22 protein-coding genes are annotated in these 25,351 nt (G+C 67.8%); 8 read left to right on the forward strand and 14 right to left on the reverse strand.

The window, feature by feature from the left end:
• Positions 1 to 94: 94 nt before the first annotated feature.
• The 8 genes from ACOHWE_RS14130 to ACOHWE_RS14165 all read right to left on the reverse strand — a co-directional run bounded on the left by ACOHWE_RS14130 (position 95) and on the right by ACOHWE_RS14165 (position 8,006).
• Positions 95 to 1,237, reverse strand: coding sequence for a M56 family metallopeptidase (locus tag ACOHWE_RS14130; protein WP_420667270.1), 1,143 nt, complete (start codon positions 1,235 to 1,237; stop codon positions 95 to 97).
• Complete coding sequence (locus ACOHWE_RS14135) at positions 1,227 to 1,643, reverse strand: BlaI/MecI/CopY family transcriptional regulator (RefSeq protein ID WP_420667272.1); 417 nt, start codon at positions 1,641 to 1,643, stop codon at positions 1,227 to 1,229. Before ACOHWE_RS14135 ends, ACOHWE_RS14130 begins: the two co-directional genes overlap by 11 nt.
• Positions 1,644 to 1,983: 340 nt before the next feature.
• A complete protein-coding gene (locus tag ACOHWE_RS14140; protein ID WP_420667274.1) occupies positions 1,984 to 2,262 on the reverse strand; it encodes a DUF2160 domain-containing protein in 279 nt (92 codons plus the stop codon).
• Positions 2,262 to 3,059, reverse strand: a complete 798-nt coding sequence (locus ACOHWE_RS14145) for a carbohydrate ABC transporter permease (RefSeq protein ID WP_420667276.1) — start codon at positions 3,057 to 3,059, stop codon at positions 2,262 to 2,264. Before ACOHWE_RS14145 ends, ACOHWE_RS14140 begins: the two co-directional genes overlap by 1 nt.
• Positions 3,060 to 3,072: 13 nt before the next feature.
• On the reverse strand, positions 3,073 to 3,936 hold the full coding sequence (locus tag ACOHWE_RS14150) for a carbohydrate ABC transporter permease (RefSeq protein ID WP_420667278.1): 864 nt from the start codon (positions 3,934 to 3,936) through the stop codon (positions 3,073 to 3,075).
• Positions 3,936 to 5,042 carry an ABC transporter ATP-binding protein gene (locus ACOHWE_RS14155; protein WP_420667280.1) on the reverse strand — a complete coding sequence of 369 codons (1,107 nt, stop codon included), beginning with the start codon at positions 5,040 to 5,042 and terminating at the stop codon, positions 3,936 to 3,938. The genes ACOHWE_RS14150 and ACOHWE_RS14155 overlap by 1 nt, the downstream gene beginning before the upstream one ends.
• Before the next feature lie 7 nt (positions 5,043 to 5,049).
• Complete coding sequence (locus tag ACOHWE_RS14160) at positions 5,050 to 6,114, reverse strand: ABC transporter ATP-binding protein (RefSeq protein WP_420667282.1); 1,065 nt, start codon at positions 6,112 to 6,114, stop codon at positions 5,050 to 5,052.
• Between the two features lie 158 nt (positions 6,115 to 6,272).
• Positions 6,273 to 8,006, reverse strand: coding sequence for an ABC transporter substrate-binding protein (locus ACOHWE_RS14165; RefSeq protein ID WP_420667284.1), 1,734 nt, complete (start codon positions 8,004 to 8,006; stop codon positions 6,273 to 6,275).
• A gap of 284 nt (positions 8,007 to 8,290) precedes the next feature.
• On the opposite strand from ACOHWE_RS14165, the gene ACOHWE_RS14170 reads away from it, so the two are divergent.
• From ACOHWE_RS14170 to ACOHWE_RS14180, 3 genes are all read left to right on the forward strand, one after another.
• Positions 8,291 to 9,409: a THUMP domain-containing class I SAM-dependent RNA methyltransferase gene (locus ACOHWE_RS14170; protein ID WP_420667286.1), complete on the forward strand. Its 1,119-nt coding sequence runs from the start codon at positions 8,291 to 8,293 to the stop codon at positions 9,407 to 9,409.
• An 85-nt stretch (positions 9,410 to 9,494) separates the two neighbouring features.
• On the forward strand, positions 9,495 to 9,755 hold the full coding sequence (locus ACOHWE_RS14175; protein WP_420667288.1) for a hypothetical protein: 261 nt from the start codon (positions 9,495 to 9,497) through the stop codon (positions 9,753 to 9,755).
• 324 nt (positions 9,756 to 10,079) lie between these two features.
• On the forward strand, positions 10,080 to 10,883 hold the full coding sequence (locus ACOHWE_RS14180; RefSeq protein WP_420667290.1) for a TIGR03084 family metal-binding protein: 804 nt from the start codon (positions 10,080 to 10,082) through the stop codon (positions 10,881 to 10,883).
• Positions 10,884 to 11,080: 197 nt separating this feature from the next.
• On the opposite strand, the gene ACOHWE_RS14185 is transcribed toward ACOHWE_RS14180, so the two are convergent.
• Entirely contained in the window at positions 11,081 to 11,983 is a 903-nt protein-coding gene (locus ACOHWE_RS14185; protein WP_420667292.1) for a 2-dehydro-3-deoxygalactonokinase, read from the reverse strand.
• Between the two features lie 417 nt (positions 11,984 to 12,400).
• Here ACOHWE_RS14185 and ACOHWE_RS14190 point away from each other — a divergent pair, with 417 nt between their 5' ends.
• From ACOHWE_RS14190 to ACOHWE_RS14205, 4 genes are all read left to right on the forward strand, one after another.
• Positions 12,401 to 13,501 (forward strand): AraC family transcriptional regulator, encoded by a 1,101-nt coding sequence (locus ACOHWE_RS14190; RefSeq protein ID WP_420667294.1) that lies wholly within the window; start codon positions 12,401 to 12,403, stop codon positions 13,499 to 13,501.
• Between the two features lie 378 nt (positions 13,502 to 13,879).
• Complete coding sequence (locus tag ACOHWE_RS14195; RefSeq protein WP_420667296.1) at positions 13,880 to 14,683, forward strand: sugar transferase; 804 nt, start codon at positions 13,880 to 13,882, stop codon at positions 14,681 to 14,683.
• 152 nt (positions 14,684 to 14,835) lie between these two features.
• Entirely contained in the window at positions 14,836 to 15,744 is a 909-nt protein-coding gene (locus ACOHWE_RS14200; protein ID WP_420667298.1) for a P-loop NTPase family protein, read from the forward strand.
• 149 nt (positions 15,745 to 15,893) lie between these two features.
• On the forward strand, positions 15,894 to 17,135 hold the full coding sequence (locus ACOHWE_RS14205) for a GumC domain-containing protein (protein WP_420667300.1): 1,242 nt from the start codon (positions 15,894 to 15,896) through the stop codon (positions 17,133 to 17,135).
• A 154-nt stretch (positions 17,136 to 17,289) separates the two neighbouring features.
• On the opposite strand, the gene ACOHWE_RS14210 is transcribed toward ACOHWE_RS14205, so the two are convergent.
• Positions 17,290 to 18,660 (reverse strand): oligosaccharide flippase family protein, encoded by a 1,371-nt coding sequence (locus ACOHWE_RS14210; protein WP_420667302.1) that lies wholly within the window; start codon positions 18,658 to 18,660, stop codon positions 17,290 to 17,292.
• A gap of 222 nt (positions 18,661 to 18,882) precedes the next feature.
• Here ACOHWE_RS14210 and ACOHWE_RS14215 point away from each other — a divergent pair, with 222 nt between their 5' ends.
• Entirely contained in the window at positions 18,883 to 20,088 is a 1,206-nt protein-coding gene (locus ACOHWE_RS14215; protein WP_420667379.1) for a glycosyltransferase, read from the forward strand.
• 230 nt (positions 20,089 to 20,318) lie between these two features.
• On the opposite strand, the gene ACOHWE_RS14220 is transcribed toward ACOHWE_RS14215, so the two are convergent.
• From ACOHWE_RS14220 to ACOHWE_RS14235, 4 genes are read right to left on the reverse strand one after another with little or no spacing between them, the layout of a single operon-like run.
• Positions 20,319 to 21,182 (reverse strand): glycosyltransferase family 2 protein, encoded by an 864-nt coding sequence (locus ACOHWE_RS14220; RefSeq protein WP_420667303.1) that lies wholly within the window; start codon positions 21,180 to 21,182, stop codon positions 20,319 to 20,321.
• On the reverse strand, positions 21,179 to 23,743 hold the full coding sequence (locus tag ACOHWE_RS14225) for a hypothetical protein (RefSeq protein ID WP_420667305.1): 2,565 nt from the start codon (positions 23,741 to 23,743) through the stop codon (positions 21,179 to 21,181). Before ACOHWE_RS14225 ends, ACOHWE_RS14220 begins: the two co-directional genes overlap by 4 nt.
• A complete protein-coding gene (locus tag ACOHWE_RS14230; RefSeq protein ID WP_420667306.1) occupies positions 23,740 to 24,663 on the reverse strand; it encodes a hypothetical protein in 924 nt (307 codons plus the stop codon). Before ACOHWE_RS14230 ends, ACOHWE_RS14225 begins: the two co-directional genes overlap by 4 nt.
• On the reverse strand, positions 24,660 to 25,346 hold the full coding sequence (locus tag ACOHWE_RS14235) for a 4'-phosphopantetheinyl transferase family protein (RefSeq protein WP_420667308.1): 687 nt from the start codon (positions 25,344 to 25,346) through the stop codon (positions 24,660 to 24,662). Before ACOHWE_RS14235 ends, ACOHWE_RS14230 begins: the two co-directional genes overlap by 4 nt.
• Between the last annotated feature and the right edge of the window lie 5 nt (positions 25,347 to 25,351).

Genomic DNA, 25,351 nt, shown 5'->3' on the forward strand with positions numbered 1-25,351 from the left:
TGACCGAAGGCCGTTAATAGCCGGCAGCTTGTCGGGCGTTAATACCGCAGCCGGTTGAATGGCTTCAATTTGCGGCCCCCGGCAATGCGGAACCTCAGGGGCGGGGGACGGCAAAGCCCCCGTTGAGCGCGCTGATCGCCAGCTCCGGGTTGGATGGGCGGCTGGCCATGCGCTCGAGGTTCACGATAGTCGACAGCATGATGCGGTCGTGGCTCCAGTCGCCGGGCTTCTGCAGCAGCATCGCGGTTCCCAGCACCAGTGACGCCATGGCCACGGAGACCAGCGCCCAGCCCGCGGTGCCCTGCACCTGCGGCTGGCGGGCGGTGACCGCAATGATGCGCTGTTGCAGCGCCGCGCCGCGCCGGGTCTCGCGGCGCTCCACCAGCGCCACCGCCGGGCTGCGGCGGGCAAACAGCGGGCGTTCGCCAGCGGCAAGGGCGCAGGCCCGGATCAGGCATTCGCAATAGGCACGCACATCGACCTGCGGCCGCGCCATCAGCGCCTGATCGCAGGCAAACTCGCGCAGCAGACGGACTTCGCGCCGCCAGAGGTGGTATGCCGGATTCCAGAACAGCAGCGGGCGCAGCGCCTCCAGCAGGACCTCGCATTCGATGTCGTGCTGACGGAAGTGCTGCAGTTCATGCGCCACCGTAAGCCGGAGATCCCGCGCATCGCCCGCCAGAGCCGAGGGCAGCACCACGTAGCGCAGGCGCAGACCGCGGGTCGAATAGGCCACCGCGGTGGTGTCGGAGAACATCAGCCGGACCCGGCCGATACGCTTCCAGGTGTAGGCGCCGCGCAGGCTGCGGCCGAGCCGGAATGCCGACAGTGCGCCCTGTCCGAGGCAGATCAGCGCGCCTGCGGCCAGCGCTGCCACCACTCCTTGCGCCCATGCAGGCTGCAGGCTGAGAAGCCCGCGAACCGTTTCTTCGCGCAGCCGCAGCAGGCTTTCGAACTCGCCCGCGCTCATCCGCACGTTGCCTTGCAGGTACTGCGCCACCATCAGGTCGGAGAAATTCGGTCCAGGCGCCCCGAAGAAGGTGGTCAGCGCCAGCATCAGCGCAGGCGCCGCTGCCAGGAAAACGGTCATCCGGTTCAGGAGCTTGAGCTGCGGCCGGTAAGCTCGCCCCAGCCGCCCGCGCGCCAGTATCTTGCGCGCGCCAAGCCACAGAAGCGTGCCTGCGAGCAGCAGAATGTTCAGGTCGATATAGGCATTCAGCAGAACATCAGAGGTCATTGTCCCCCAGCCTTTCATCCAACAGCGCCCGCATCTCCTCGAGCATGTCTTGGGTCACATCCTCGTCATCGACCAGCCGTGCGACGAGAGCCGCGGGCGCGCCGTTGAAGAGCTTGCTCGAAAGGTTCTTGAGGGACTTCTTCTGGTATTCTGCCTTGGGAACGGCGGGGCGGTAGACCAGCGAGCGGTCGGCTCGTTCGCTGGTGAGGAAGCCCTTCTGCTCCATGATCTTGAGCACGGTGGCCACCGAGGTATAGGCGCGCTCCTGGGTCTTGTTGGCCTCGGCCAGAATCTCGCGCACGGTGCCGCCTCCGGTCTCCCAGATTACGGTCATGAACTCCAGTTCGACCTCGGTCAGAAGGGAATTGTCCTGTTTCTTGCGCATTGCGGCAGCGGTCCGGTCCATTGGGTTTCCTGCCATGCTAGGGGAGGGAGGGCGGTATGGGAACTATTTTTTTAGAAGATGCGCCGCGCGCAGGCGGGCCGCAATTTTCTGTTGCCAAATTGTGCGCTTCCGCGCGCATTTTTGCAGCAGGGAGAGAGGCGGCGAGCCGGACCCGGGGTTTGGGCTGCGGCGCGGGCCTTGGAGGTGTTTTTTGCTGAGAAGGCCCTGAGGGGCAGGTTTGCCCTCAGGACCTTTTCCGATTTTGTCGAGGCTGCGCGCGTCAAGGGCAAGCCGCCTTCGGCGGGGCCTGCGGCCCCCTTGACCCGCAGGGTCAGCACCTATGCGGCCCGGTTCGCGGGCGTCAGACCTTCCAGAAGCAGAAGATGGCCCAGGCAACCGACAGGCCCAGCGGCCACCAGAGCGGCATTCCCACCAGGCCGAGCCAGGCCAGGAAGATGTAGGAGGTGCCGAGCAGGCTGATGAACAGCCGGTCGCCGCGGGTGGTGGTGAGGCCGAGCACGCCCTTGCGGGCATCGCCGCCGGGGTGACGGATCTCCGCCACGATCAAGACGCCGATGGCAGTGAAAATGCCGACGAACAGCAGCGCAGTGGGCCAGGTCCAGGCCATCCATGAAAGCATCACACCCTCCCCATCGCGAAGCCCTTCGCGATGTAGTTGCGGACGAACCAGATCACGATGGCGCCCGGAATGATTGTCAGAGTACCCGCTGCCGCCAGCAGGCCCAGTTCATAGCCCGCGGAAGACGCGGTCTTGGTCATGGTGGCGGCGATCGGCTTTGCGGCTACCGCGGTCAGGGTTTTCGCGAGCAGCAGTTCCACCCAGGAGAACATGAAGCAGAAGAAGGCTGCCACGCCGACGCCTGCCTTGATCGACGGCACGAAGATTGTCGCGAAGAAGCGCGGGAAGGAGTAGCCGTCGACAAAGGCGGTCTCATCGAGCTCCTTGGGCACACCGCCCATGAAACCTTCGAGGATCCAGACCGCGAGCGGGATGTTGAACAGGCAGTGCGCCAGCGCCACCGCAAGGTGGGTGTCGAACAGCTCCACCGCGGAGTAGAGCTGGAAGAACGGCAGCGCGAAGACCGCGGCGGGCGCCATCCGGTTGGTCAGCAGCCAGAAGAACAGCTGCTTGTCGCCGAGGAACCGATAGCGGCTGAAGGCATAGGCTGCCGGCAGCGCCACCGCCACCGAGATCACCGTGTTGATCGTCACGTAGGCGATCGAGTTTATGTAGCCCCAGTACCAGCTGGGATCGGTGAAGATGGTTGCGTAGTTCTCCAGCGTGAAGGTCTGCGGGAACAGCGAGAAGCCCGACAGGATTTCATTTGTCGTCTTGAAGCTCATCGCCACCAGCCAATAGATCGGCAGCATGAGAAACAGGATGTAGACGATGGGGACGATGGATCGTTTCTGCATCGGTCTCCCTCCCTCAGTTCAGGTCGTCTTTGGTCATCAGCGTGTAGAACAGCCAGCTGACCAGAAGCGTGATTGCGAAATAGATGAGCGACATGGCGGCTGCGGGCCCAAGGTCGAACTGGCCGAGCGCGATCTTCACTAGGTCGATAGACAGGAGCGTGGTCGAGTTGCCGGGGCCGCCGCCGGTGAGCACGAAGGGCTCGGTGTAGATGTTGAAGCTGTCCATGAAGCGCAGCAGGATCGCAATGGTCAGCACCGTCTTCATCTTCGGCAGCTGGATGAAGCGGAACACCGCCCAGTTGGAGGCACCGTCGATCTTGGCCGCCTGGTAGTAGGCGTCGGGGATCGACACGAGGCCCGCGTAGGCCAGGAGCACCACCAGCGAGGTCCAGTGCCAGACGTCCATGGTGACAATGGTCACCCAGGCCGCGACCGGATCCTGCGTCATGTCATAGGAGATGCCCAGGACGTGGTTCAGGAAATAGCCCAGCAGGCCGATGTCGGGCAGGGTGAAGATGTTCCACATCGCGCCCACCACGTTCCACGGGATCAGCATCGGCAGCGCCATCAGCACCAGGCAGACCGGCACCCAGAAGCCCTTGCGCGGCATAGAGAGTGCGATGGCAATGCCCAGCGGCACCTCGATGATCAGGATCAGGAAGGTGAACAGGAACTGGCGGCCAAGGGCCGCGTGGAAGCGGTCGGAGCGCAGGATCTGCTGGAACCAGTCCAATCCCTGCCAGAAGAACACGTTGTCGCCGAAGGTCTCCTGCACCGAGTAGTTGACCACCGTCATCATCGGGATCAGCGCGTTGAAGGCGACCAGCGCCAGCACCGGCAGCACAAAGAACCAGGCTTTCTGGTTTTCGGTTTTCATTAGGCCACTCCTTCAATTGCGGCGGGGGTGCCGGCTGCGGGCACGGTGGCAAGCCAGCCGTCCACGTAGAGCCGGGTCATGTCCTGGCGGAAGGCGAGGTGCACGGCACTGCCTTTCGCGGGAGCCGCGCCTTCGGTCACCGCGTTGATGCGCTGGCCCGCGGCTTCGCATTCCACCACCGTGTGGCGGCCGATGTCGGAGACCTTGGTGACCACCGCGGGCAACCCGCTGCCGGCAAGCGAGACGAACTCCGGGCGGATTCCGATCTCGGTTTTGCCTTCTGCCGCGCCTTGAACGGGACCTTCCAGCGCCACCGGCTGGCCGCCGAAATAGGCGGTGCCGCCTTGCAGTTCGCAGGGCAGGATGTTCATGCCCGGCGAGCCGATGAAGTGGCCCACGAACGTATGCGCAGGCCGTTCGAACAGCTCCACCGGGGTGCCGATCTGCACAACCTCGCCCAGCTGCATCACCACCACCTGGTCGGCAAAGGTCAGCGCTTCGGTCTGGTCGTGAGTGACGTAGATCATCGTCGCCTTCACCCGCTGGTGCAGCTCCTTCAGCTTGGAGCGGAGCTTCCATTTCAGGTGCGGGTCGATCACGGTGAGCGGCTCGTCGAACATCACCACGTTCACGTCCTCGCGCACGAGGCCGCGGCCCATGGAGATCTTCTGCTTGTTGTCGGGCGAGAGCCCCGCCGCGCGGGTGTCGAGCAGGTCCTCGACTTCCAGCATCTCGGCAATCGCGGTCACCCGCTGGTGCACGGTCGCTTCATCGCGGCCGCGGTTCCGCAGCGGGAAGGCGAGATTGTCGTAAACGGTCATCGTGTCGTAGATCACCGGGAACTGGAACACTTGGGCGATGTTGCGCTGGTCCGGGGGCAGGGCGGTGACGTCTTTGCCGTCGAACAGGATCTGGCCCTCCGAAGGCACCAGGAGGCCCGAGATGATGTTGAGCAGGGTGGATTTGCCGCAGCCCGAGGGGCCGAGCAGCGCGTAGGCGCCACCGTCGGTCCAGTCGAGGTCGATTTCCTTCAGCGCATAGTCCGAGTCGGACTTGGGCGTGGAAAGATAGCTGTGACGCAGCTTTGAGAGAGTGATTTTAGCCATTATTGCCTCACGCCGCGCGGCTGCCGTCAGGGGCGAAGAAGTAGGCCTGCGCGGGGTCCATGTAGAAGTCGTGCAGCTCGCCGACGCGGTAGGGGTGCACGCCAGGGGCGAGCGAGACCCAGCTGCCGGTGCCGATGTCGAAATGCGCCGAGCTTTCCGAGCCGGAGAGCTCGGTCACCTGGACCTGGCCCGAAAGCTGCACTTGCGCGCCGTTGTGCTGCATCGGCAGCACATGGTGCGGGCGGATCGCGATGGTGTAGGTGCCATCGGAAAGCCCGGCGGCCGCGGCGGGCAGCTCGAAGGTGACGCCTGCGCCCATGCGGGCGGTGCTGCCCTGCTTGGTGATCTCGGCGGTATTGATCGGCGGATCGGAGAACACCCGCGCCGCGTCGACATTGCCGGGGTTGCGGTAGATCTCGGCGGTGGGGCCGAACTGGGTGACCCGGCCGTCGCGCATCAGCGCGGTCCTGCCGCCCAGCAGCAGCGCCTCTTCCGGTTCCGAGGTGGCATAGACCACCACCGCGCCGCGGCCCGCAAACAGCTCGGGCAGCTGGTCGCGCAGCTCCTCGCGCAGCTTGTAGTCGAGGTTGGCGAGCGGCTCGTCCAGGAACACCGCGCGGCTTTCCTTGGCAATCGCGCGGGCCAGCGCGCAGCGCTGCTGCTGGCCGCCGGACAGCTCGTGCGGGCGGCGGTGCAGCATCGGCTTGAGCTGCAGGATCGCGGCGGCTTCCTCGACCCGGCCCTCGATCTCGGACTTCGCCATGCCCGCCACCTTCAGAGGCGAGGCGATGTTGTCGTAGACCGTCATGTGCGGGTAGTTGATGAAGAACTGATGCACCAGGCTGATCTTGCGCTTCTGGGTGCTGAGGCGGCTGACGTCCTGGCCATCCAGGATCACCTGGCCGCTGGCCATCGGGTCGAGCCCTGCCATCAGCTTGATGAGAGAGGTCTTTCCGGAGCCGGTAGCGCCGAGAAGGACGTTGAAGTGACCGGGCTCCAGCACCAGGGAGGTTTCCTTGATGTGCTGAATGGCGCCGACGCGCTTGGTCACACCCTTGAGTTCGAGTGCCATCTTGCTTTGACTTTCTGGCAGGAGGCCTGTTTTGCGCCCGGAGCGGCGGGCGCGCTGGCTTGGGTGGAAAAAGGCCCCGGAGATCATGGTGGGTCTCCGGGGCCTGAAAGAGGCCGGGCCGCGCAGTCAGCCTGGGCGGCCGGACCGGGAGGAGGGGCTTAGTTGGTGGCCCAGCGGGCAACCAGTTCGTCGTAGTTGACGGTCTGGCCGGCCGGCTTCTCGTTCTCCAGCTTCGGCTTGGCGCCGCCATTGGCGAACCACCACTCCGCATCCTTCTCTTCGTTCAGGCGCGGGCCGCAGCCGCCGTAGACATTCGCCTGCTCGTCTGCACGCTGCATACGGGCCATGGTGATGTCCATTTCCTCGGCCAGACGGTCCATCGCTTCCTGCGGCGTGAAGGCGCCGGAGTTCACGTCACCGATCTGCTGCCACCAGATCTGGGCCAGCTTCGGATAGTCAGGCACGTTGATGCCGGTCGGCGACCATGCGACGCGGTCGGGCGAGCGGTAGAACTCGACCAGGCCGCCCAGCTTGGGTGCGCGCTCGGTGAAGCTCTCGTGGTTGACCGACGAGTCGCGGATGAAGGTCAGGCCCACGTGGGACTTCTTCACGTCCACGGTCTTGGAGACCACGAACTGGGCGTAGAGCCAGGCTGCCTGGGCACGGTCCAGCGGGGTGGACTTGAGGAAGGTCCAGGAACCCACGTCCTGGTAGCCAACCTTCTGGCCTTCTTCCCAGTAGGGGCCGTGCGGGCTGGGCGCCATCCGCCACAGCGGGTTGCCCTCGGCGTCGACGGTGTTGTTGCCTTCGGACTGCGGCTTCACCATGTCGGCGGTGAAGGCGGTGTACCAGAAGATCTGCTGTGCCACGTTGCCCTGTGCCAGTGCCGGCAGCGACTGGTAGAAGTCATAGGACGCCGCGCCCGGAGGGGCATACTTGCGCAGCCATTCGTCCCACTTGCGGATCGCGTAGACCGCAGCCGGGCCGTTGGCGGCACCGCCGCGGGTGACGCTGGCGCCTGCCGGGTTGCAGGAGCCTTCCTCCATCCGGATGCCCCATTCGTCGATCGGCACACCGTTCGGCTCACCCTTGGAGCCGGCGCCGGCCATCGACAGCCAGGCATCGGTCATGCGCCAGCCGAGGTCCGGCGCGCGCTTGCCGTAATCCATGTGGCCATAGATCGCGGTGCCATCGATTTCCTTCACGTCTTCGGAGAAGAACTCGGCGATGTCCTCATAAGCGGACCAGTTGACCGGAACGCCCAGGTCGTAGCCGTACTTCTCCTTGAAGGCCGCCTGCAGGTCTTCGCGGTCGAACCAGTCCTTGCGGAACCAGTAGAGGTTCGCGAACTGCTGGTCGGGCAGCTGGTACAGGTCGCCATCCGGGCCGGTGGTGAACTGGGTGCCCATGAAGTCGTCGAGGTCGAGACCGGGGTTGGTCACGTCCTTGAAGTCGCCTTCCATCATGTCGCTCAGGTTGTAGGCGAGCTGCAGGCGCGAGTGGGTGCCGATCAGGTCGGAGTCGTTGACGTAGGCGTCATACAGGTTCCGCTTGGTCTGCATCTGGGTCTGCACGGCCTGAACGACCTCGCCTTCGCCCAGGATCTGGTGGTTCACCTTGATGCCGGTGATTTCCTCAAATGCCTTGGTCAGCACTTCGGATTCATAGCTGTGCGTGGGGATCCCCTCGGACAGCACGTTGATCTCCATGCCGCTGTAAGGTTCCGCCGCCTTGATGAACCACTGCATCTCCGACAGCTGTTCATCCTTGCTCAGCGCGGACGGCTGAAATTCGTTATCAATCCACTTCTTGGCTGCCTCTTCATCGGCAAAAGCCATAGAACCCGCAACCACGGCGCTAACGGCGGCTGCGGACAAAAGATACTTACGCATCTTTTCCTCCCTAAAAGTCTGTAAGGCCAAATGCGCGTTGGCACATCTGACCGTTATAGAGGTTCCATATTGCCGTTTATGTTGTCAAACTAATTTTTTAGTATCTTGTAATGCGCTGTTTCTAATAGCTAAATTTTCGTGCCGAGACGTCAGGGGAAGGCGCGGTTTGACGCCGCGGCGCAGCATTTCCGGGTAACCCTGCGGCAGCTTTCCGCCGGTTGCCTGCGGTGTGCTGCCGCAGAAAACGGTCGCCGGGGGCGGGCTTTGCCGCTATGGGAAGCGGCATGAATGACCAGAATGATTTCGAGATTTTCCTGACCGTGGCGCTGGGGCTGGAGCAGGCCCTCTTGGCGGAAGCACAGGAGCAGGGGTTTTCCGGCGCACGCGCGGTGCCCGGCGGCGTGGCGGTGCAGGGCGGCTGGCCCGAGGTCTGGCGCGCGAACCTCTGCTTGCGCGGTGCGGCGCGGGTGCTGGCGCGGATCGGCGAATTCCGCGCCTTCCACCTCGCCCAGCTCGACAAGCGCGCGCGCAAGTTCCCATGGGGTGACGTGCTGCGCCCGGACGTGCCGGTGAAGGTCGAGGTCACGACCAACAAGAAGTCCAAGATCTACCACGCCGGCGCCGCCCAGCAGCGGGTGGAGAAAGCGATCGCCGAAACCCTCGGCGCGCCCGTCTCCAAGGACGCGGAGCTCACCGTGAAGCTGCGCATCGAGGACAACCTGTGCGTGTTCAGTGTCGACAGCTCGGGCGAGGGGCTGCACAAGCGCGGCCACAAGTCCGCAGTCGGCAAGGCGCCGATGCGGGAGACTCTGGCGGCGCTGTTCCTGCGCGAATGCGGTTTCGATGGCACGGAGCCGGTGGTGGACCCGATGTGCGGCTCCGGCACCTTCGTGATCGAGGCAGCGGAGATCGCCCGGGGCCTGTGCCCCGGCCGCAGCCGCGCCTTCGCCTTCGAGCAGCTTGCAGCCTTCGACGCGGAGGCTTGGCAGCAGATGCGCAGCGAAAGTGCTGCGCGGGCGACGGACCTGCTGTTCCACGGCTCCGACCGCAACGCCGGCGCGGTGGAGATGGCCGCGGCCAATGCCGAGCGCGCGGGCGTCGCAGGCGAGACCCGTTTCCTGCAGCGCGCGGTCAGCGACCTGACCCCGCCCGACGGCCCGCCCGGCCTGGTCATCGTGAATCCGCCCTATGGCGCGCGGATCGGCAACAAGAAATTGCTGTTTGCTCTCTACGGCAGCCTCGGCGCGGTGCTGAAGGAGCGGTTTTCCGGCTGGCGCGTCGGCATCGTCACCTCCGACACGGGCCTTGCGCGGGCCACCGGCCTGCCGTTCCTGGCGCTGGGTGCGCCGGTGGCGCATGGCGGTCTGAAGATCCGCCTGTTCAAGACCGATCCGCTGCCCTGAGCCTTGATCCGGCGCTGCCGCCATTGCTGAGGCCTGCGGCGGCGCTACCTCTCCCTCTGTCTGCCCTGCCAGAGGAGGACACCCCATGCCCAGAATAATCGCCACCCACGAGGTCGAGGATCAGTCCCACTGGCTCGCCTCCCCCAAACGCGCCGAGGTCTTTGCCGGCATCGCCCGCGACATCAGGACCTTCGTGCACCCGGACGACCCGCACCGCGTCGCGCTGTCGATGCAGGTTGATGACATGGCCGCATTCGAAAAGGTGCTGCAAAGCGACGCCGGTGCCGAGGCGATGAAGTACGACGGCGTCCGCCCTGAAACCGTGGTAATCTATATCGAGGGTTGAGCCCGCGCATGCCGCCGGCGCGCGGCTGTTCTTTGCCGCCGGAACATGCTCTTACTGATCGGCGTGCACCGGCAGGGGAGGCCGGAGACGCCGCATGCCTTGCCTGTTAAACCGGCCCCGCGTCGGGTCGGCTCGCAGGCGTCTCCCTGCCCCCCTCTGACCCAGCGCCGCCCGCCCCGCAATTCCGAGGCCGCGGGCCGGGCTTTCCAAGCCGTAGCTGAGTGCTGATAGCCCGGAGCTCGCGCCGTGACGCCCCGTCCGCCTTTTGCCGCCTATTGGCACGGCCTATCGTGCGGGCAGGCACGCGGGGAAGAGGAGAGCGCCATGTTGCAAGCCGAGGACTTCCGGGCCGAGAGCCGCGATCTGGCCGCCGTGCTGGCGGACCTGCCGGAGGCTGAGTTTCACCGCGAGACCCAGTTCAAGGGCTGGACCATTGACCATGTGCTGGGCCATCTGCACCTGTTCAACGCCGCTGCTGAGGCGGCGCTGGCAGGACCCGAAACCTTTGATGCCTTCATCGCGCCGGTGCTGCGGGACATGCAGGCGGGCAAATCCCTCCTCGAATGCCAGTTCCCCTGGCTCGGTGGGTTGAGCGGGCGGGCCCTCTATGACGCCTGGAGGGAGGGCGCCGAACGTTGCGCCGACGCCTATGCCGCTGCCGATCCCAAGACGCGGGTGAAATGGGTCGGCCCGGAGATGAGCGCGCTGAGTTCGATCACCGCGCGCCAGATGGAGACCTGGGCGCATGGGCAGGAGGTCTTCGACCTGCTCGGGCTGGAGCGCGCTGTGCACCCGCGCATCCGCAACATTGCGCATCTGGGTGTCTCGACCTACGGCTGGAGCTTCCGGAACCGCGGCCTCGCCGCGCCGGAGCCTGCGCCGTTCGTGGAGCTCACCGGCCCGGAAGGCGAGGTCTGGCGGTGGAATGGCGAGCAGCCCGGTAACTGCGTGCGCGGCCAGGCGGTTGAGTTCGCCCAGGTTGTGACGCAGGTGCGCAGCTTTGCAGATACCGGGCTGGAGGTGCGTGGCGCCACTGCGGAGGCCTGGATGCAAATCGCCCAGTGTTTTGCGGGCCCGCCCGAAACCCCGCCCGCACAGGGTCAACGGCACAGGGTACGCCGCAGCTGAGCCCGGGTCACAGTGGCAGGTGTGGCGGCTGCCTGCGGAAGGCGCTCTCTCCTCCGGCGGGTGCAAGCATTAGGGCAGAGGGCTCCCGCCGGGCTTCGGCTTTCGTGCCGGATGCCGCAGCAGCGGGCGGCAGGAGTACGGCGCTGGGGCGCCGATGGCTCGGGCGCTCCTGAACCAGAAATTCGGCGCGGCAGCGCTCAGTGCAGCCTGCCCGCGGCAGGCGCTTCCTCACCGCTCTTGTCCTGAAGCCGTGCCCAAGCTTGGGTCAGCCCCGCGAGCGCCAGGCGTTCGGGTTCCGCCACGGTGAAGGGCAGGCCCTGCGCCTCCAGCGCCGCGGCGTAGAGCGGCTGCAGCCGCCCCGCCGCGATCAGCGCCGCGTTCTGGCCCAGCCAATAGGGCTTTGCCGCCGCCAGCTCAGCGCCCAGCAGCAGGCCCCACATCCGCCCCGCCGCCTCTGCTCCTGGCAGCCGCCCAAGCGCCAGATCCGCCTGCGCCGCTGCCAGCCGTGCGGCCAGCATCTCGGGCTTCGCGATGCCATCGGCCGCCGCGTCCTTCAGCGCCGCGCTGTCCCAGGCGGTATCCTCCGCCAGCCCGGCCTGTACCAGCGCTGCCCGCGCCAGCACCGGCGTCAGGGCGCTCTGGAAACTCACTGCCTCGCGCGCGCTGGCCTGGACCCAGTGGCTCACCATCCCGGGCAGGCAGACTGCGCCGTCCCAGTCCGGGTTCAGGGCAAAGAAGCCGGCCAGGCAGGTTTCCGCACCCTGCATCAGACCGCCTGGTGCGCTCTGGCTGAGACCGGGGAGCGCAAGCAGGTGCAGACCCTCCAGTTCGCAGGCCTCGGGCACCAGCGTGCCGGGGGCAGCGGGCACGCTGCGAGGGGACGCCAGACCGCCGCCGCTGAGGAGAAGCGGCACCGCCGCGGCGCCCGGAAGATCCGCCAGGGCCGCCTGCAATCCTGCTGCCAGTGCCGAGGGGCCGGTTCCGGCCAGCCCGCGTCGCAGAGGTACGCCCGCGCGGCCGCCTTGCATTGGCCAGAGGGTGAGGGCCTCGCCGTCGACGCTTGCGGCGATCCAGTCGGGACGGGGGCGGTCTGCTTGCATGTCTCCTCCAGTGATGGCGCGGCGGGCGCTTTCTTGGCCGGCTGCGCCGTTATGGCGCTGAATGCCGCCGCCGGCAAGCGGAGCGCCCTTGAGGCCCGGCGAGTCATGCCCAAGGGTGAAAAAAAGAACAGCTGTTTTGCTGAATCCGGGCGCCTGGGGCCTGGCTATGCCGTAAATATGTCCGGAATTGAAAACCCGCCGCCTGCTTTCCGGCGCATTCCGCAGTATGATGGAGCGCGCGTGATGGACAGCGCGCCTCTCCCCGGGGCGGCCCTCCGCGCCAAGGGAATAGCATGGCGAGGCAGTGCCGCCGGTCCGTCCGCGCGGCGGCAGGCTCCCGCGCCCTGCGCGCGCCAGCGCCCGCAGCCGCGCCCCGGTGAGGCCCGCCCCAAAGCGGCGGCAGAAGGACCCGAAGACATGCCCGGCATTCCAGCTCCCAGCAACGCGATTTTTGCTCAGCAGGCGGCCCGCAAGCTGCTGTCGGAAGGCTATGCGCCCGCCGCGGTCTTCGAGGGCACCGGCTTTGGCCCCGCGCTGGCCGCGCAGGAGGCGCCCGCCGCTGGTTTTGCCACCATTGCCGCTTTCTTCGAGCACGCGGCCGAGCTCAGCGGCGACCGTTTGTTCGGCTTCCACCTGGGCTGCGGGATCGACCTTCGCCGCACAGGGCTTCTGGGTTATATCGCACGCAGCGCCCCGACGGCCGGCGCTTTCCTGGAGTCCATCGGCCGCTACGCAGGGGTGCTGAGCGACGCGCTGGAACCCGGGACCGCCCAGCTGTGGCAGGACGGCGTCTTTGCCTGGCGCTGCAACGCTGCCTCCGGGCGGGGCGGGCGGCAGTATGCCGAGTGCCTGGCCGCAGCCTTGCTCGCCGGGCTGCGCGGCGCGGCGCAGGTGGAGATCGCCCCGCGCGCGGTCCACTTCAGCCATCATCGGGTGCGCGGCGCCAGTGAGATCTCGGCCTGGTTCGGGGCCCCTGTCCGCTTTGGCGCAGGCTCGAGCCGAATGGTTTTTGACCCTGACGATTTGGCCCGGCCGCTGGCGACTGCGGACACGATGCTCGAGCAGCTGCTGCGCACATATGGCGACCAGGCCCTGAGCAGCCGCTTTCCGTCAGCTCCGGGTTTGCGCAGCCAGGTGGAGCGCGTCGTCGCGGCGCGGCTCCCGGCCGGGCCGGTCACGCTGGCTGGAGTGGCCGCCGACCTGGGAATGAGCCCGCGCAGCCTCTCGCGCAAGCTGGCCCTCCTGGGCACAAGCTATTTCAGCATCGCCGAGGACCTGCGCAAGGCGCTGGCCGTCCGCTATCTGAAGGATAGCAGTCTCGGGCTGGCAGAAATTGCCTTCTTGCTCGGCTATGCCGGACTCAGCAGCTTCAACGATGCCTTTAAGCGCTGGACCGGCCGCAGCCCGGGCCAGTACCGTGCGGCGCTGAAGCCGGGGACAGGAGCGGGCGGCGGCGGCTCGGGGGGCGGTCCGGGGACCGCTTCCGGGGGCGGCACCGGAAGCGGCCGGGCAGCGTAGACCGCCGCGCCGGGCTGATTCTTTTGCCTTGCCGGAGGCCAGCCGGAAACAATATGCTGACCAGACGCAGCAGTGTTTCCGGGAATCGGCGCGAGACATCTGATTTGGGCGTTTTTTCGGCCTGTTCTTCAGGTTTTAGCTCCATTTTCCTTAAATTTATCCTAAATTGAGAGAAGCGCCATAAGGTGCCGTCGCGGGTTTGCGCCGCGGCATGGTGAAGACGCAGGCGGGCCGCATGGGGGTGCGGCCTGTCTTGAACCTGACAACCTGTTCGGGTGGACCCGGCCGCTGCTGGACCGGGACCAGTGACGTGAGATTGAGGCATCCGCCCCGGGAGGCGGAAACCTGGCCGTGGGGGCCGGGAGCGGGGGTAGTGTAATGAAACAGATGGTTCCCGGAGAGCCGGGGCTGGCGATGGCGCGCGCGGCGGCGCGGCTGGAGTTGTCCGGCAGAGCGGCACAGCCGCGCAGGAATGCAGTGATGCGGCCGGTGGCGGTTTCGGCTTCAGCGTCGGACGGCCGGGCGCCAGTGGCGCTGCCGTCCGGGGCCGGGGAGCGCCCTTTGCCTGCCGCAGGCGGTTACGGAGCAGGCGGCAAGCGGATGCTCGACCTTCTTCTGGTGCTGCTGACCCTGCCGCTGACCCTGCCGCTGATCGTGGCCTGTGCCGCGGCGCTCTGGCTGGAGGGCGGGCGGCCCTTTTACACCCAGAAGCGCTTGGGCCGCGGCGGCCGCGTCTTCCGTATCCTGAAGCTGCGCACGATGGTGCGCGACGCCGATGCGCAGCTGCAGGCATGGCTTGACCGCGACCCGGCGCTGCGGGCGGAATGGGAAACCACCCAGAAGCTGAAGAACGATCCGCGCATCACCCCGGTCGGCCGCATGCTGCGGGTAACTTCGCTCGACGAGCTGCCGCAGCTGTGGAACGTCTTCATTGGCGAGATGAGTCTGGTTGGCCCGCGCCCGATGATGCCTTGCCAGTTGCCGCTCTACGGCGACGCGCGCGCCTATCTCGCGCTGCAGCCGGGGATCACCGGTCTGTGGCAGGTTTCCGCCCGCAACGAAAGCAGCTTTGCCAGCCGCGCCTGGGCCGATGCGGAATACCGCCGCCGCCTGTCGCTTGGAAGCGATCTGGCGCTGATCTGGCGCACCTTCGGCGTGGTGCTGAAGGGCACGGGGTATTAACCGGGACAGACGAGCGTGGCTGTCCCCGCTGGAGCGCGGCAGCCGGTTGTGATAGCAGAAGGAGACTGTCCATGATGCCGCAGCCGGCATGTACCGCGCCAGCGCCGCGCCGCGCGCAGGGCCGCACCGCGCAAACCGCAGGAGGAGGGCGCATGAAAGACCATGGCTTCAAAGCCTTCCACCGCCGCGGCCGGCCCGCGCCGGATGCGAGGCCCGGCAACGAACGCGATGGCGCCGAGCTCCCGGCCGGCCAGTCATGCCCGGAGCCTTCGGAGGTTGCTCCTGCCGCCGCGTTTGCGGCGGAACCGCAGCTGCCCGCACACCTGCCGGAACTCTGGGAACGCATTCCCCTTGCCGCTTCGGCCGTGACGTCTGCGAGCGGAGCGCAGAACGCGGTGCGCCTGCCATTGGTCAGCCGGTTCCGCCAGGACCCAGCCGTTAAGGCCTTCGACCTGCTGCGCACCCGTCTGCTGCACACGCTGAAGGCGCGCGGCTGGAAGCGGGTGGCCGTGACGGCTCCCGCCTCAAGCTGCGGCACCACCTTCTCGGCGGTGAACCTCGCGCTCAGCCTCGCACGGGTGCCGGGCAGCCGCACGCTGCTGATGGACATGAACTTCCGCCGTCCGGGCCTCGCCGCTGCGCTGGGTATCGCGCCAGAGGGAACGGTGGCGCAGGGCTGGAACCAGGCCGCCTTCCTGGCCGGCCGCACCGCCGCCGAGGCCCACCTGCGCCGCCCGCTGCCTGGACTGGCCGTAGGGCTCAACAGCCACCCCGGGCTCGACGCGGCTGAGATTCTGCACGACAGCGCGTGTGCTGCCACGCTTGACCGGCTGATCGAGCGCAGCCGCGCCGATGTTGCTTTGTTCGACTTGCCCCCGGTGCTGGAACACGACGACGTTGCAGCCTTCCTGCCGCAGGTGGACGCGGTGCTCTTGATCTCCGACGGCACCGGCACCACCGCGGCCGAGCTTGCGGCCTGCGAGAAGATGCTGGCAGGCCACACCCAGCTTCTGGGGGTCGCGCTGAACCGGGCCCGCCGGGCCGCGGGGCCGATGGGCTGACATCCCCAGCCGTACGGCTGTCATAGTTTTGCCCGCATGATATGGAAGGGCTGAACCGGACAACCCGGCCGGCGCCGGGGATACGGGCAGGAACCAGTCACAGCGCCCCGGGGCAGGGGCGGCAGCATAGCGGAACAGAGACCAAGACAATGGGGCCGATTTACTCACTGGGCGATTTTCTCGACATGCTGCGCCGCCGCGCCTTCACCGTCTTTGCGGTGTTTTTTGCCGGCTGCCTGATCTCGCTTTGGCTGGCGGCCATCCAGCCGCATTATTACGAGACCTCCGAGGTCTTGCAGATCACCCAGCCGCAGATCGCCGACGGGCTGGCGAAATCCACCGTCGAAGGCTCCTCCGCCCGCCGCATGCAACTGATCGAGCAGCGCCTGATGGCGCGCGGCACGGTTCTGGAAATCATCGAAAAATTTAACCTCTTCGCCGATCAGGAAGCCCTGACGCCCTCGCAGAAAGTGGCCCGCCTGCGCGAATCCGTCACCATCACCGGCGTCGCGGCCGCGCGCGAGGGTTTTGCCGACGATGGCACCATCTCGGTGCTGACCATCACCGCCCGCCTGCCTTCGGCAAAGGCCGCGCAGCAGGTTGCCAGCGAATTCGGCCGCCGCACGATCGAGCTCAGCGTGCAGTCGCGGATCAGCCAGGCGCGGGAAACCCTCAGTTTTTTTGCCGAGAAGGAAGCTGCGCTCGCCCAGGAGCTCGCCGCGCTTGAGGACGAGATCGCCGCCTATCGCAACCAGAACGACGTGGCTTTGCCGGGCACCATCGAATTCCGCCGCGCGGAGATCGCCTCCATGAACGAAAGCCTCCTTGAGATTGCCCGCGAGCGCATCGAGATCCAGCGTGCGGCCGAGCAGGCGCAGGCGAAGGAACGCCCGGCTACCGCACGGCGGATGCAGGCAGAATACGGCCAGCAGCTGGAGACCCTTGCGGCCCAGGAAGCACTCCTGATGCAGCGCAAAGCCGGGCTCGAAGCCTCGCTGGAAACCACGCCCGAGGTGGAGCGCCAGCTTGGCGCCTACGACCGGCGGCTGGCGCAGCTGCAGGACGAACTGGCCGAGATGACCGCGCGGCGCAATGAGGCCGAGGTCGGCTTCCGGCTGGAAACCGCGCGCCAGTCCGAGCGTCTCACCGTGATCGAGCCGGCGCCGCTGCCGGATTACCCGGTGACCACTGCACGCAAGAAAAAGGCGCTGCTGGGGGCAGCGGCGAGCCTGATGCTGGCGCTGCTTGTGGCGTTCCTGCTGGATCTCCGGCGCCCGGTTCTGCGCACCGCGGCGCAGATGGAGCGCGAAACGGGCCTCGCGCCGGTGGTTTCGATCCCGGTGATGGATACCCGCCCGCCGCGGCGGGGGATTTTCGGGCGCAGGGGCTAGCGCTCGTACGGCGGCACCCGGCCCAGGCCAGGGTGCTTCCGCCCGGAGGCACCGCCGGGCCGCGCCGGCCCGCCCCATTAGGCGGCGCGATTGCGCCACCCCGCGGACCGTCACTGCCCTTCCTAGATCAAAGCCTTCCTGCTTTTACTGGCGGTCAGGGCGCCCCCAGCGCCGTGGCCATTGCGGCAACTTCGGCCCAGTGCCAGCTCAAGGCCGCGCCGCCAGCTGCGATGGACAGCAGCGTGTAGCCTGCATCATGCACCCCGTCCCACACCTGATGCCGCCGCGCCAGCCGCACCAGCACCGGATAGGCGGCAAGCATCGCAAGCCCCAGCGCCACGATGCCGCCCGCCAGCCCGAACCAAGCCACCCCTGCGAGAAACATCCCCGTCTGCAGCACCGCACGCGCGGCGGAGAAGACAAAGAAGCCACGGCTGTCTCCCGCCGCCAGCGCCGCCTGGTCATAGGTCATGGTGATCACGGCCGGAGACAGCGCCAGTGCGATCAGCACGATCATCGGCCCGGCCTCGCGGTAGCGGTCGTCATATAGCAGCTCCACCAGCCACGGCCCGCCCCAGGCCATCGCCAGCAAGAGCGCCAGGATGCCGCCGGTGAGCCCCGCCCTGAGCTGCCGCTGCCGCCGCAGGTTCCCGGGTGCCTCGGCCGCGGGCCGGTCCCGGTAGACCGGGATCATCAGCCGCTGGTTCACCGCATGGCCCAGCAGCATCGGAAAGCTGGCGAGGAAATAACCGATGTTGTAGATCCCCAGCACCTCCAGCGCGACGAACTTCCCCAGGATCGCCCGGTCGCCTTGCGATGTCAGGAACCAGAAGGCGGTCGACAGGAAGATCCACTTGCCGAACTGCACCAGCTCCCGGGCCGCCGCCTTCTCCCAGCGCAGGCGGTTGCGCACCCCTGGCAGCCCGTAGTGGCAGAGCGCGAGCTTCACCGCCGCCTGGATCACTCCGCCCAGCACCAGCGCCATGACCGAGCGCGTGGCCAGCGCCAGCGCTACCATCGCCGCCAGCCCGATCGCCTGCGCCGCAAGCTCCAGCACCGTGACCCGCCCGGCCAGCAGATGCCGGTGCGCGGTTTCGATCCGCGTCGGGTTGAAGCCCGCGATCGCCAGCCCTGCGCCTGCGATGGGCAGGTAGACCATCAGCTCCGGCGCGCCGTAGAACTGTGCGGCAGGCCAGGCCAGCAGCCCCGTCAGCGCCCAGAGGCAGAAACCCCGGATCACCTGCAGGGTCCAGGCGGTGTTCAGGAAATCCGGATCGTCCCCGCGCCGGTTCTGGGCAATCGACGGCCCGATCCCCACGTCCGAGAACAGCGACAGCCCCACCGTCACCACCGTGACCAGTGCCATCAGGCCAAAGGCCTCGGGGAACAGGATGCGGGTGAGGATCAGGTTGGAGGCCAGCCGCAGCGCTTGGCTGCCGCCATATCCGATCATCAGCCAGGAGGCGGAGCGCAGCACCCGCGCCATCAGCCCCTCGCCGCCAAAAACCCGCGCTGCCCGCTGCATGGCCCTGCCTCTGCCCAACTACCCGGGCGAGGCTAGGGCGGCGGGACAGGGGCGTCAATTGCCACACCGGCGCTGCGCCCCGAGAGGCACTCGGGGGCCACAATGCGGCTCTTTGGCCAATATTGTCCACGCATTCAGGGCGTTGGCTTGGGCTGTCTGGGCAAGCGGCCCGGCGCCCGCTAACCTGCCGCCATTGCGCTTTTCCCGATGGATTCCCGTGTCTTGAAAATAGCCTATGTCCTCAATACCTACCCTCAGCCCTCGCACAGCTTCATCCGCCGCGAGATTCGGGCGCTGGAGGCGGACGGATGCGACATTCTGCGCCTTGCGATGCGCCCTGCCGGGGGGGCGCTCAGCGATCCCGGCGACCGGGAGGAGGCCGCGCGCACCGAATACGTGCTGGAAGTCGGGCCCATGCGCCTGCTCGCTGCGCTTGCCTGTTCCGCACTAGCCGCGCCGCGCCGCTTTGCGGGCGCTTTGCAGCTGGCTCTGCGGCTTGCACGCGCGTCGGAACGCGGGGTCCTGCGCCATCTCGTCTACCTCGCGGAGGCCGCCCATGTCCAGAAGCGCTGCACCCGCGAAAGCGTGCAGCACATGCACGCCCATTTCGGCACCAACGCCGCCGCGGTGGCGATGCTGGCTGCGGCACTGGGCGGGCCTTCCTACAGTTTTACCGTGCACGGGCCGGAGGAATTCGACGCCCCCCGGGCGCTCTCGCTCAGCGGGAAAGTCCGCCGCGCCGCCTTCACCGTGGCCGTGAGCAGCTTCGGCCGCAGCCAGCTTTGCCGCTGGGCGGCTTTTGCCGATTGGGAGCGTCTGAAGGTCGTGCACTGCGGCATCGAACCGGCGCGTTTTGCCGCGCCTGCGCCGCTGCCGGAGGGACCGCTGCGGCTGGCCTCGGTCGGGCGTTTCGTGGAGCAGAAGGGCCAGATGGTGCTGATCCGCGCAATGGCAGAGCTTGTGCGTGGCGTGCCTCAGGCGCATCTTGCGCTGATCGGTGACGGGCCGATGCGCGGCGAGCTGGAGGCAGCGATTGCCGAAGAAGGGCTGCAGGCCCATGTCACCCTCACCGGCTGGCTGCCGGAGGCGGAGGTGCGGGCGGAACTCGCCCGGGCCCATGCGCTGGTGATGCCCTCATTCGCCGAAGGCCTGCCGGTTGCGGTGATGGAGGCCATGGCTGCCGCGCGCCCGGTGATTGCAACCTATATCGCCGGCGCGCCCGAGCTGGTGCAGCCCGGCAGGACCGGCTGGCTGGTCCCGGCAGGCGACGCGGAGGCGCTGGCGGAGGCAATGCGGGACCTGTCCCAGACGCCTGCAGAGACGCTGGAAGCTATGGCCCGCGCTGGCCGCGCCCGCGTGCTCGAGCGCCACAACATCAGCATCGAAGCCGCCAAGCTCGCCGCCCTTTTCCGCGCCGCTGCCGGCTGAAGGGGCCGGCGCTCTGGCGCAGGCGGATGCGCCGACCGGATACCATGCCCTCCCGCCCGTCGCTGGCGCATCCCCCCGGGATGCACCGCTCCCGTGGGGCGTGGCCCGGCGCCTTGCGCCGGGCCACGCCCAAGCCTGCCAAGGATGGGCCGGCTCAGCCGGCGCGGCCTGCGGGCGCGGGAGCGCTCCCTTTGCGTGCGGCAAGGGGCGGCGCTTTTGCCGTGTGTGCGTCAGCGGCCGCGGGTCCAGATGTCACGTGACGCAAAGAGCGGCGATTTCACCGCCAGCGCAACCAGCAGGTAGACCAGGCTGGCGGCCGGGTCCGCCGCCAGTCGCCTGAACAGTTCCGCAGGACTGGCGCGTGCCTTGCTGTCGTTGGCAAGAAGTTCCGGATACAGTGCCGCAATCTCCGCCACACCTTTGTCCTGCCGCCGCCGCACCCGTACCTGGTTGCGGAAGCCCTCTACCATCGGCCAGGCATAGCGGGCGGGCACCTCCAGGCGCTCGTCTGCGCGGAATTGCAGCCGCGCGAACGTGTCGTCCGAGATGATGTCCGGCCATTCCCCCCAGCGGGCGCGGCCGCTGCGGTTCATAGCGAAGAGGCCGAATCCCGGCGCCGGCTGGGCGAAGAAGGGCAGACGGCGCCAGGCCCGCGCGTAGGCCCGGGTCAGCGCGCTTTGTGCAGGCGCCACCACGGGCCTGCCGCTGGCATAGCGCGGAGCTGTCCCGGCCAGCGCCGCGGCAATCAGAGGGATTAGCGCCGGTTCCACCCGCACATCCGCGTCCAGGTAGACAAGCACCCTGCCGCGCGCCGCCTGGTCGCCGGCATTCAGCGCATTGGGCTTGCCGCTGTCTGCCTGCTCCAGCACCCGCAGCCGCCAGCCCGCGGGCGGCTTCACGGCGCGGGAGACGTCGGCGGTCGCGTCCGTGCAGCCATTTGCCAGCACCAGCACCTCGCCCGTGGCGCCGCCGGGAAGCGGATCGGAAGCAAACAGCGCATCAAGGCAGCCATTGATGCAGGCTTCCTCGTTGCAGGCCGGGATCAGCACCGAGACCGCGGGAGGGGCCTCCGCCGCTGTAGCGTCCGGGCTCATTTTACCGCCTCCAGCGCGTCCCAGCGCGGGTTCTGGTCGGAAAGCGTCCGCAGGCCGCCCCAGCTGCCCCATTTGCCCGGCGCGCCCACATCGGCATAGGCAGTGAACAGCTGCCCGCCCAGCTCCGCCCAGCCCGCCAGCAGCGCGCGGTAGAGCGCCCCCATCTCCTGAGTGTAGTTGAGGTGGGTGAAGAACCCGGTGAGCACCTCATCCTCCACCATGGGCCCGATGCCCACGATATGGCTGCCGCCCTCATACATGATGAGGTCGAGGCCATGCTGTTTTGCCACCTCAGCGTGGTAGGGAAGCAACCGGCGGAGCAAATCCTGCAAAGTGCCGCCTTCCGCGCCCGTCGCCAGTCCGTCGCGCAGCTCGCTGGCGGCCATCGCCACGGCGGCATCATATTGATGCGCATTGACGAACTGCTCCAGCGCCGTGCCGCGCAGGCCCTGACCGGCGGCGACCGCTTCCGCCTGCGCGCGGCTTTCCGCAATCCAGGCGCGGGTCAGGGGGGCGTTTTCCTCTGTGCCGAGGATGCCGCCGAAGTAGCCGGTCACCGCATAAGCGTCGAAGAACTCCGCAGGCGGCTTGCGCCCGGCCTCTTCAGCGACCCAGAGCGGCGCCTCCAGCACCTGTTCCTCCAGGCCGGGCCAGCCGGTCTGAGAGGAGATCACCCGCACCAGCCGCCCGCTGCCCGCCTCAAACACGCTGGCCCAGATCTGCGCCACCTCGGCGGCGCGGCCGCCGTAGAACTGCATCCACAGCCCGTCACCGCCGCCCCAGCGGGCGCGGGCCTGCGCATCGGCCCAGGCGGCCTGCTGGAACTGCCAGTTCCAGACTTCGTTGGAATATTCCACGTAAGACCGCCGCCCGGCTTCGAGCCCTTCCGCTGCCAGCTCCGCGAACCTGCGCACATAGGTGTCGTCGGCCATGTGGGGCATATTGAACCAGGCATCCGCCTGCAGCTCATTCGCCAGCGCCACCATAACCTCGGCCGGCACGCCCTTCCGCGCCCAGGTGTAGTCAGAGACCCGCGGCCGGTCTTCCCATCCGGTCTGGTCCGAGTTGTTGGTTGCCATCCAGTCCATGAAACGCAGCGCTGCGAAGCCCTCCAGCCGCTCCAGCCACAGCGGGTTGAACAGTGCGCCCCGCTCAAATGCCGCGAGGTGCTCCTCTTTCACCACGGTGATGTTGCGGACATACCCCCCGCCGCCCGTGCCCCCGCCGCCCGTGCCCCCGGTGCGCTGAATGCGGATTTCGACCGGGCCCGGGCCGGGGGTGAAGTCGAACCGGACCTCGTTTTCGCCATAGCGGATGTTCTGCGCGCGGCCGGAGACCTCGACGATGCCGCCGCCCTCAAACCGCAGCACGTAACGCCCCGCCAGCGTGACCGCCGCCTCCGGCAGGTCGGTCAGGATTACCGTGCCGATCGAGCCCAGCTCGGGCGGGATCGCGGTGGGCCAGCCGTCCGCGTCGAGATAGCCGGCCTCGGCGAGTTCCGCGTGGCCGGTGCCGCCCCAGCGGCGGGGAAGGTGGCCGATCCAGGGGCGGGCGGTCTTGAAATGGTTGAGGAAAGGGGCCTGGGTGCTCCAGTCGGCAATGGCCGCGAGGTTGATCGCCACCGGCTGGCGCGGCGGTGCCTCCGGAGCCGGGGGGGCCTCGGGCAGGAGGTCGGCGTCGAGCGGGGCAAGTCCCGGCTCCCGCGGCAGGGACGGCGGGTCGGGCGGCAGAGCGCCCGCCTGCGCTGTGCGGGCGGCCGGGGTTTCGGCATGAACCGGGCGGGGTTCTGCTTTGGCCGAGGCTCCGGCGATCTCCTGAAGACGTGCTGCGAGCGCCGGGGAGGGCGCGGGATAGCGTTTGCCCCAGCGGTTGCTGAGCTGATGCGGCAGCCCCGCCGGGTTCTCGCCTGTCAGCACCGCATATTGAACCAGAGACAGGAAATAGAAGCCAAGTGCATTGGGATGGATGTCATCGGCGAAGACATCGCGGATACTGTCCAGCTCCGGCACCGTGCCGTCCCCGATTGCATCCGCCAGCCGCGCCATGGCCTGGCCTGCGGGCAGAAGGCGGATATTGCCGCCGGTCGTGGCGTTGACGCTGTCCACCACGCCTTTCCAGCGTGCGTGGTCTTCGGCCAGCCGCTGCCGCCAGGGGGTGCCTGCGCCATCATCGTAGGGCACCTCCGCCCCGGTGCCGCTGTCGAGGCTGTGCCAGGTCTCCTGGAAGTAGACCCGAACCTCGGGGTTGGCGCTGCGGGCGCGCTCGTAGAAGCGGGTCAGCGCGCCTTCGGTATCGCTCCAACGGAGATGGTTGGCGAGCGGCACCGCCTCGGTCAGAATCACCACGTCGGCGGGGCGCGTCAGCCGTTCGCGGGCATCGACCCCCTCGGCACTGGCAGAGTGCTCCCAGTTGTAGCTGAGCGGCGCGCCATTGATGATCTGCGCCTCCACAGTGGCTTCGCCGCGGCTGTCCAGGAACTGCTCCAGCATCTGCGGGTTATCCGGCCCGATCAGCGAATGGCCAACCATCACCACCGACGTGAGCAGCGCGCCCAGGCTCATCCCGCAGCCTCCGGTCGGGCGATGCCGGTGCGGGGCAGGGCCCGGACCGTGTCCCAGACGATGCGCTGCACCGCGGCCGCCGCGGCGGCAGAGAAGGCCTCGGCCGGGCTGCCGTCGGCGCGGGTAAGCCTGTGCGGCAACCCAACCGGAGACCGCTGATACAACACCGCGTAATGCGTCAGCGCCACCACATAGGCGCCAAGATCATTGATATGGATCGTGTCCGGCGCGCCTTCTGGCGTGCGGGCAAACAAGTCTTCCCGGCTGTCCAGCCCGCCGATCCGGCCCGCCTCCGCGGCGCGGGCCACCGCAGCCAGCACCTGCCCGCCGGGGATCAGATAGGCCGGGCGGCGCGGGTTGCGGCGGCTGTCCGAGCCTGCGAGGCGGCCCAGCCACAGGGGCTCCAGATCGTCCGCAATGCGCGCCTCCCAGCCCGCCGGGTCATCCAGCCTATGCCAGGTTTCGTAGAGGTAGATTCGGGTATCCGGAGACGCCTGCCGCGCCAGTCCGGCCCATTTGCGGAAGTACTTTGCGCCGCTGAAATAGCGGAGGGCATCCCGCAGCTCGACCATTTCCGTCAGCACCACCGCATCATAGCCGCCCGAGCCAACCGCTTCGCGCGCGTCGCGGTAGGCGGGGGGACGGTTGGCGCTTTCGAAATGCAGGATCTCCTCCTCCGGCTCCCAATGCGCCCGGAGCGGCGTGCCCGAGCCGAGCTGGCTGTTGTAGCTGTGGCCTTCGGGGGCGAGCTGCGCCAGCATGTGCGGCATGTCCGGCCCCACCAGCGAGTGGCCGAGGTGAAAGACCTTGAGCGGCCCCTCCGGCGGTGCAAGCGGGGGCACCGGCACATCCGCCGCCCCCACGGCGCTTGCAAGGGGCAGCATCGCGGCCAGCGCCAGAAAACCCCGCCGTCCCATCATCGCCGCCCCCTGAGGTCCGCGGTAGCGACGATCAGCCCCTCTCCGATGACAAAGCGCCCGTCGATCGCCTCGCCCTGTGCGAACGGCGGACGGGGTGCGGTGAAAATCGCCCGGTAGGCGCTTGCAGCGGGGTCGATTTCCAGCTCCATGCCGTCAAACCCGTAATAGGCGCAGCTCAACGCGTACTGGCATTTGTAGGCCGCCTCCTTCGCCGAGAAGATCAGCTTGGCCATGCGCCCCGGCTCTGCCTGCCGCCGCAGCCAGGCTTGTTCGCGGGCCGAGCAGATCGCGGGCAGAAGATCGTTCTTCAGGGGCAGATCTTCTTCCACATCAAGGCCAAGGCCCTGCACCGTGCCCGCCTCCGCCAGCACCGCCATCGCGCAGCTGCGGGTGTGGCTGATCGACCCGGCGAGCCCCTTGGGCCAGACCGGCGCGCGGTCTTCGCCCACCAGCACCGGCGCAGGGGAACGGCCAAGCGCGCGCATCGCCCGATGCGCGGCCGCGCGGCCGGCGGCAAACTCGTTCCGCCGTTTCTCCACCGCCCGGGGAGAGAGGCCGGCGGCCTCCTCGGCAAAGGGGGGCGGCGGATCGGCCAGCGGATCGGCGCCCGCCAGTGCCACGCCCGGGCCCAGGAGCGGCCGCACCAGCTCCAGCCGCCGTGTCAGAAGATCGCTCCCCGTCATTCCGT

Origin of the sequence: Cribrihabitans neustonicus (assembly GCF_048820895.1) — a bacterium.
Classification (GTDB): domain Bacteria; phylum Pseudomonadota; class Alphaproteobacteria; order Rhodobacterales; family Rhodobacteraceae; genus Cribrihabitans_A; species Cribrihabitans_A neustonicus.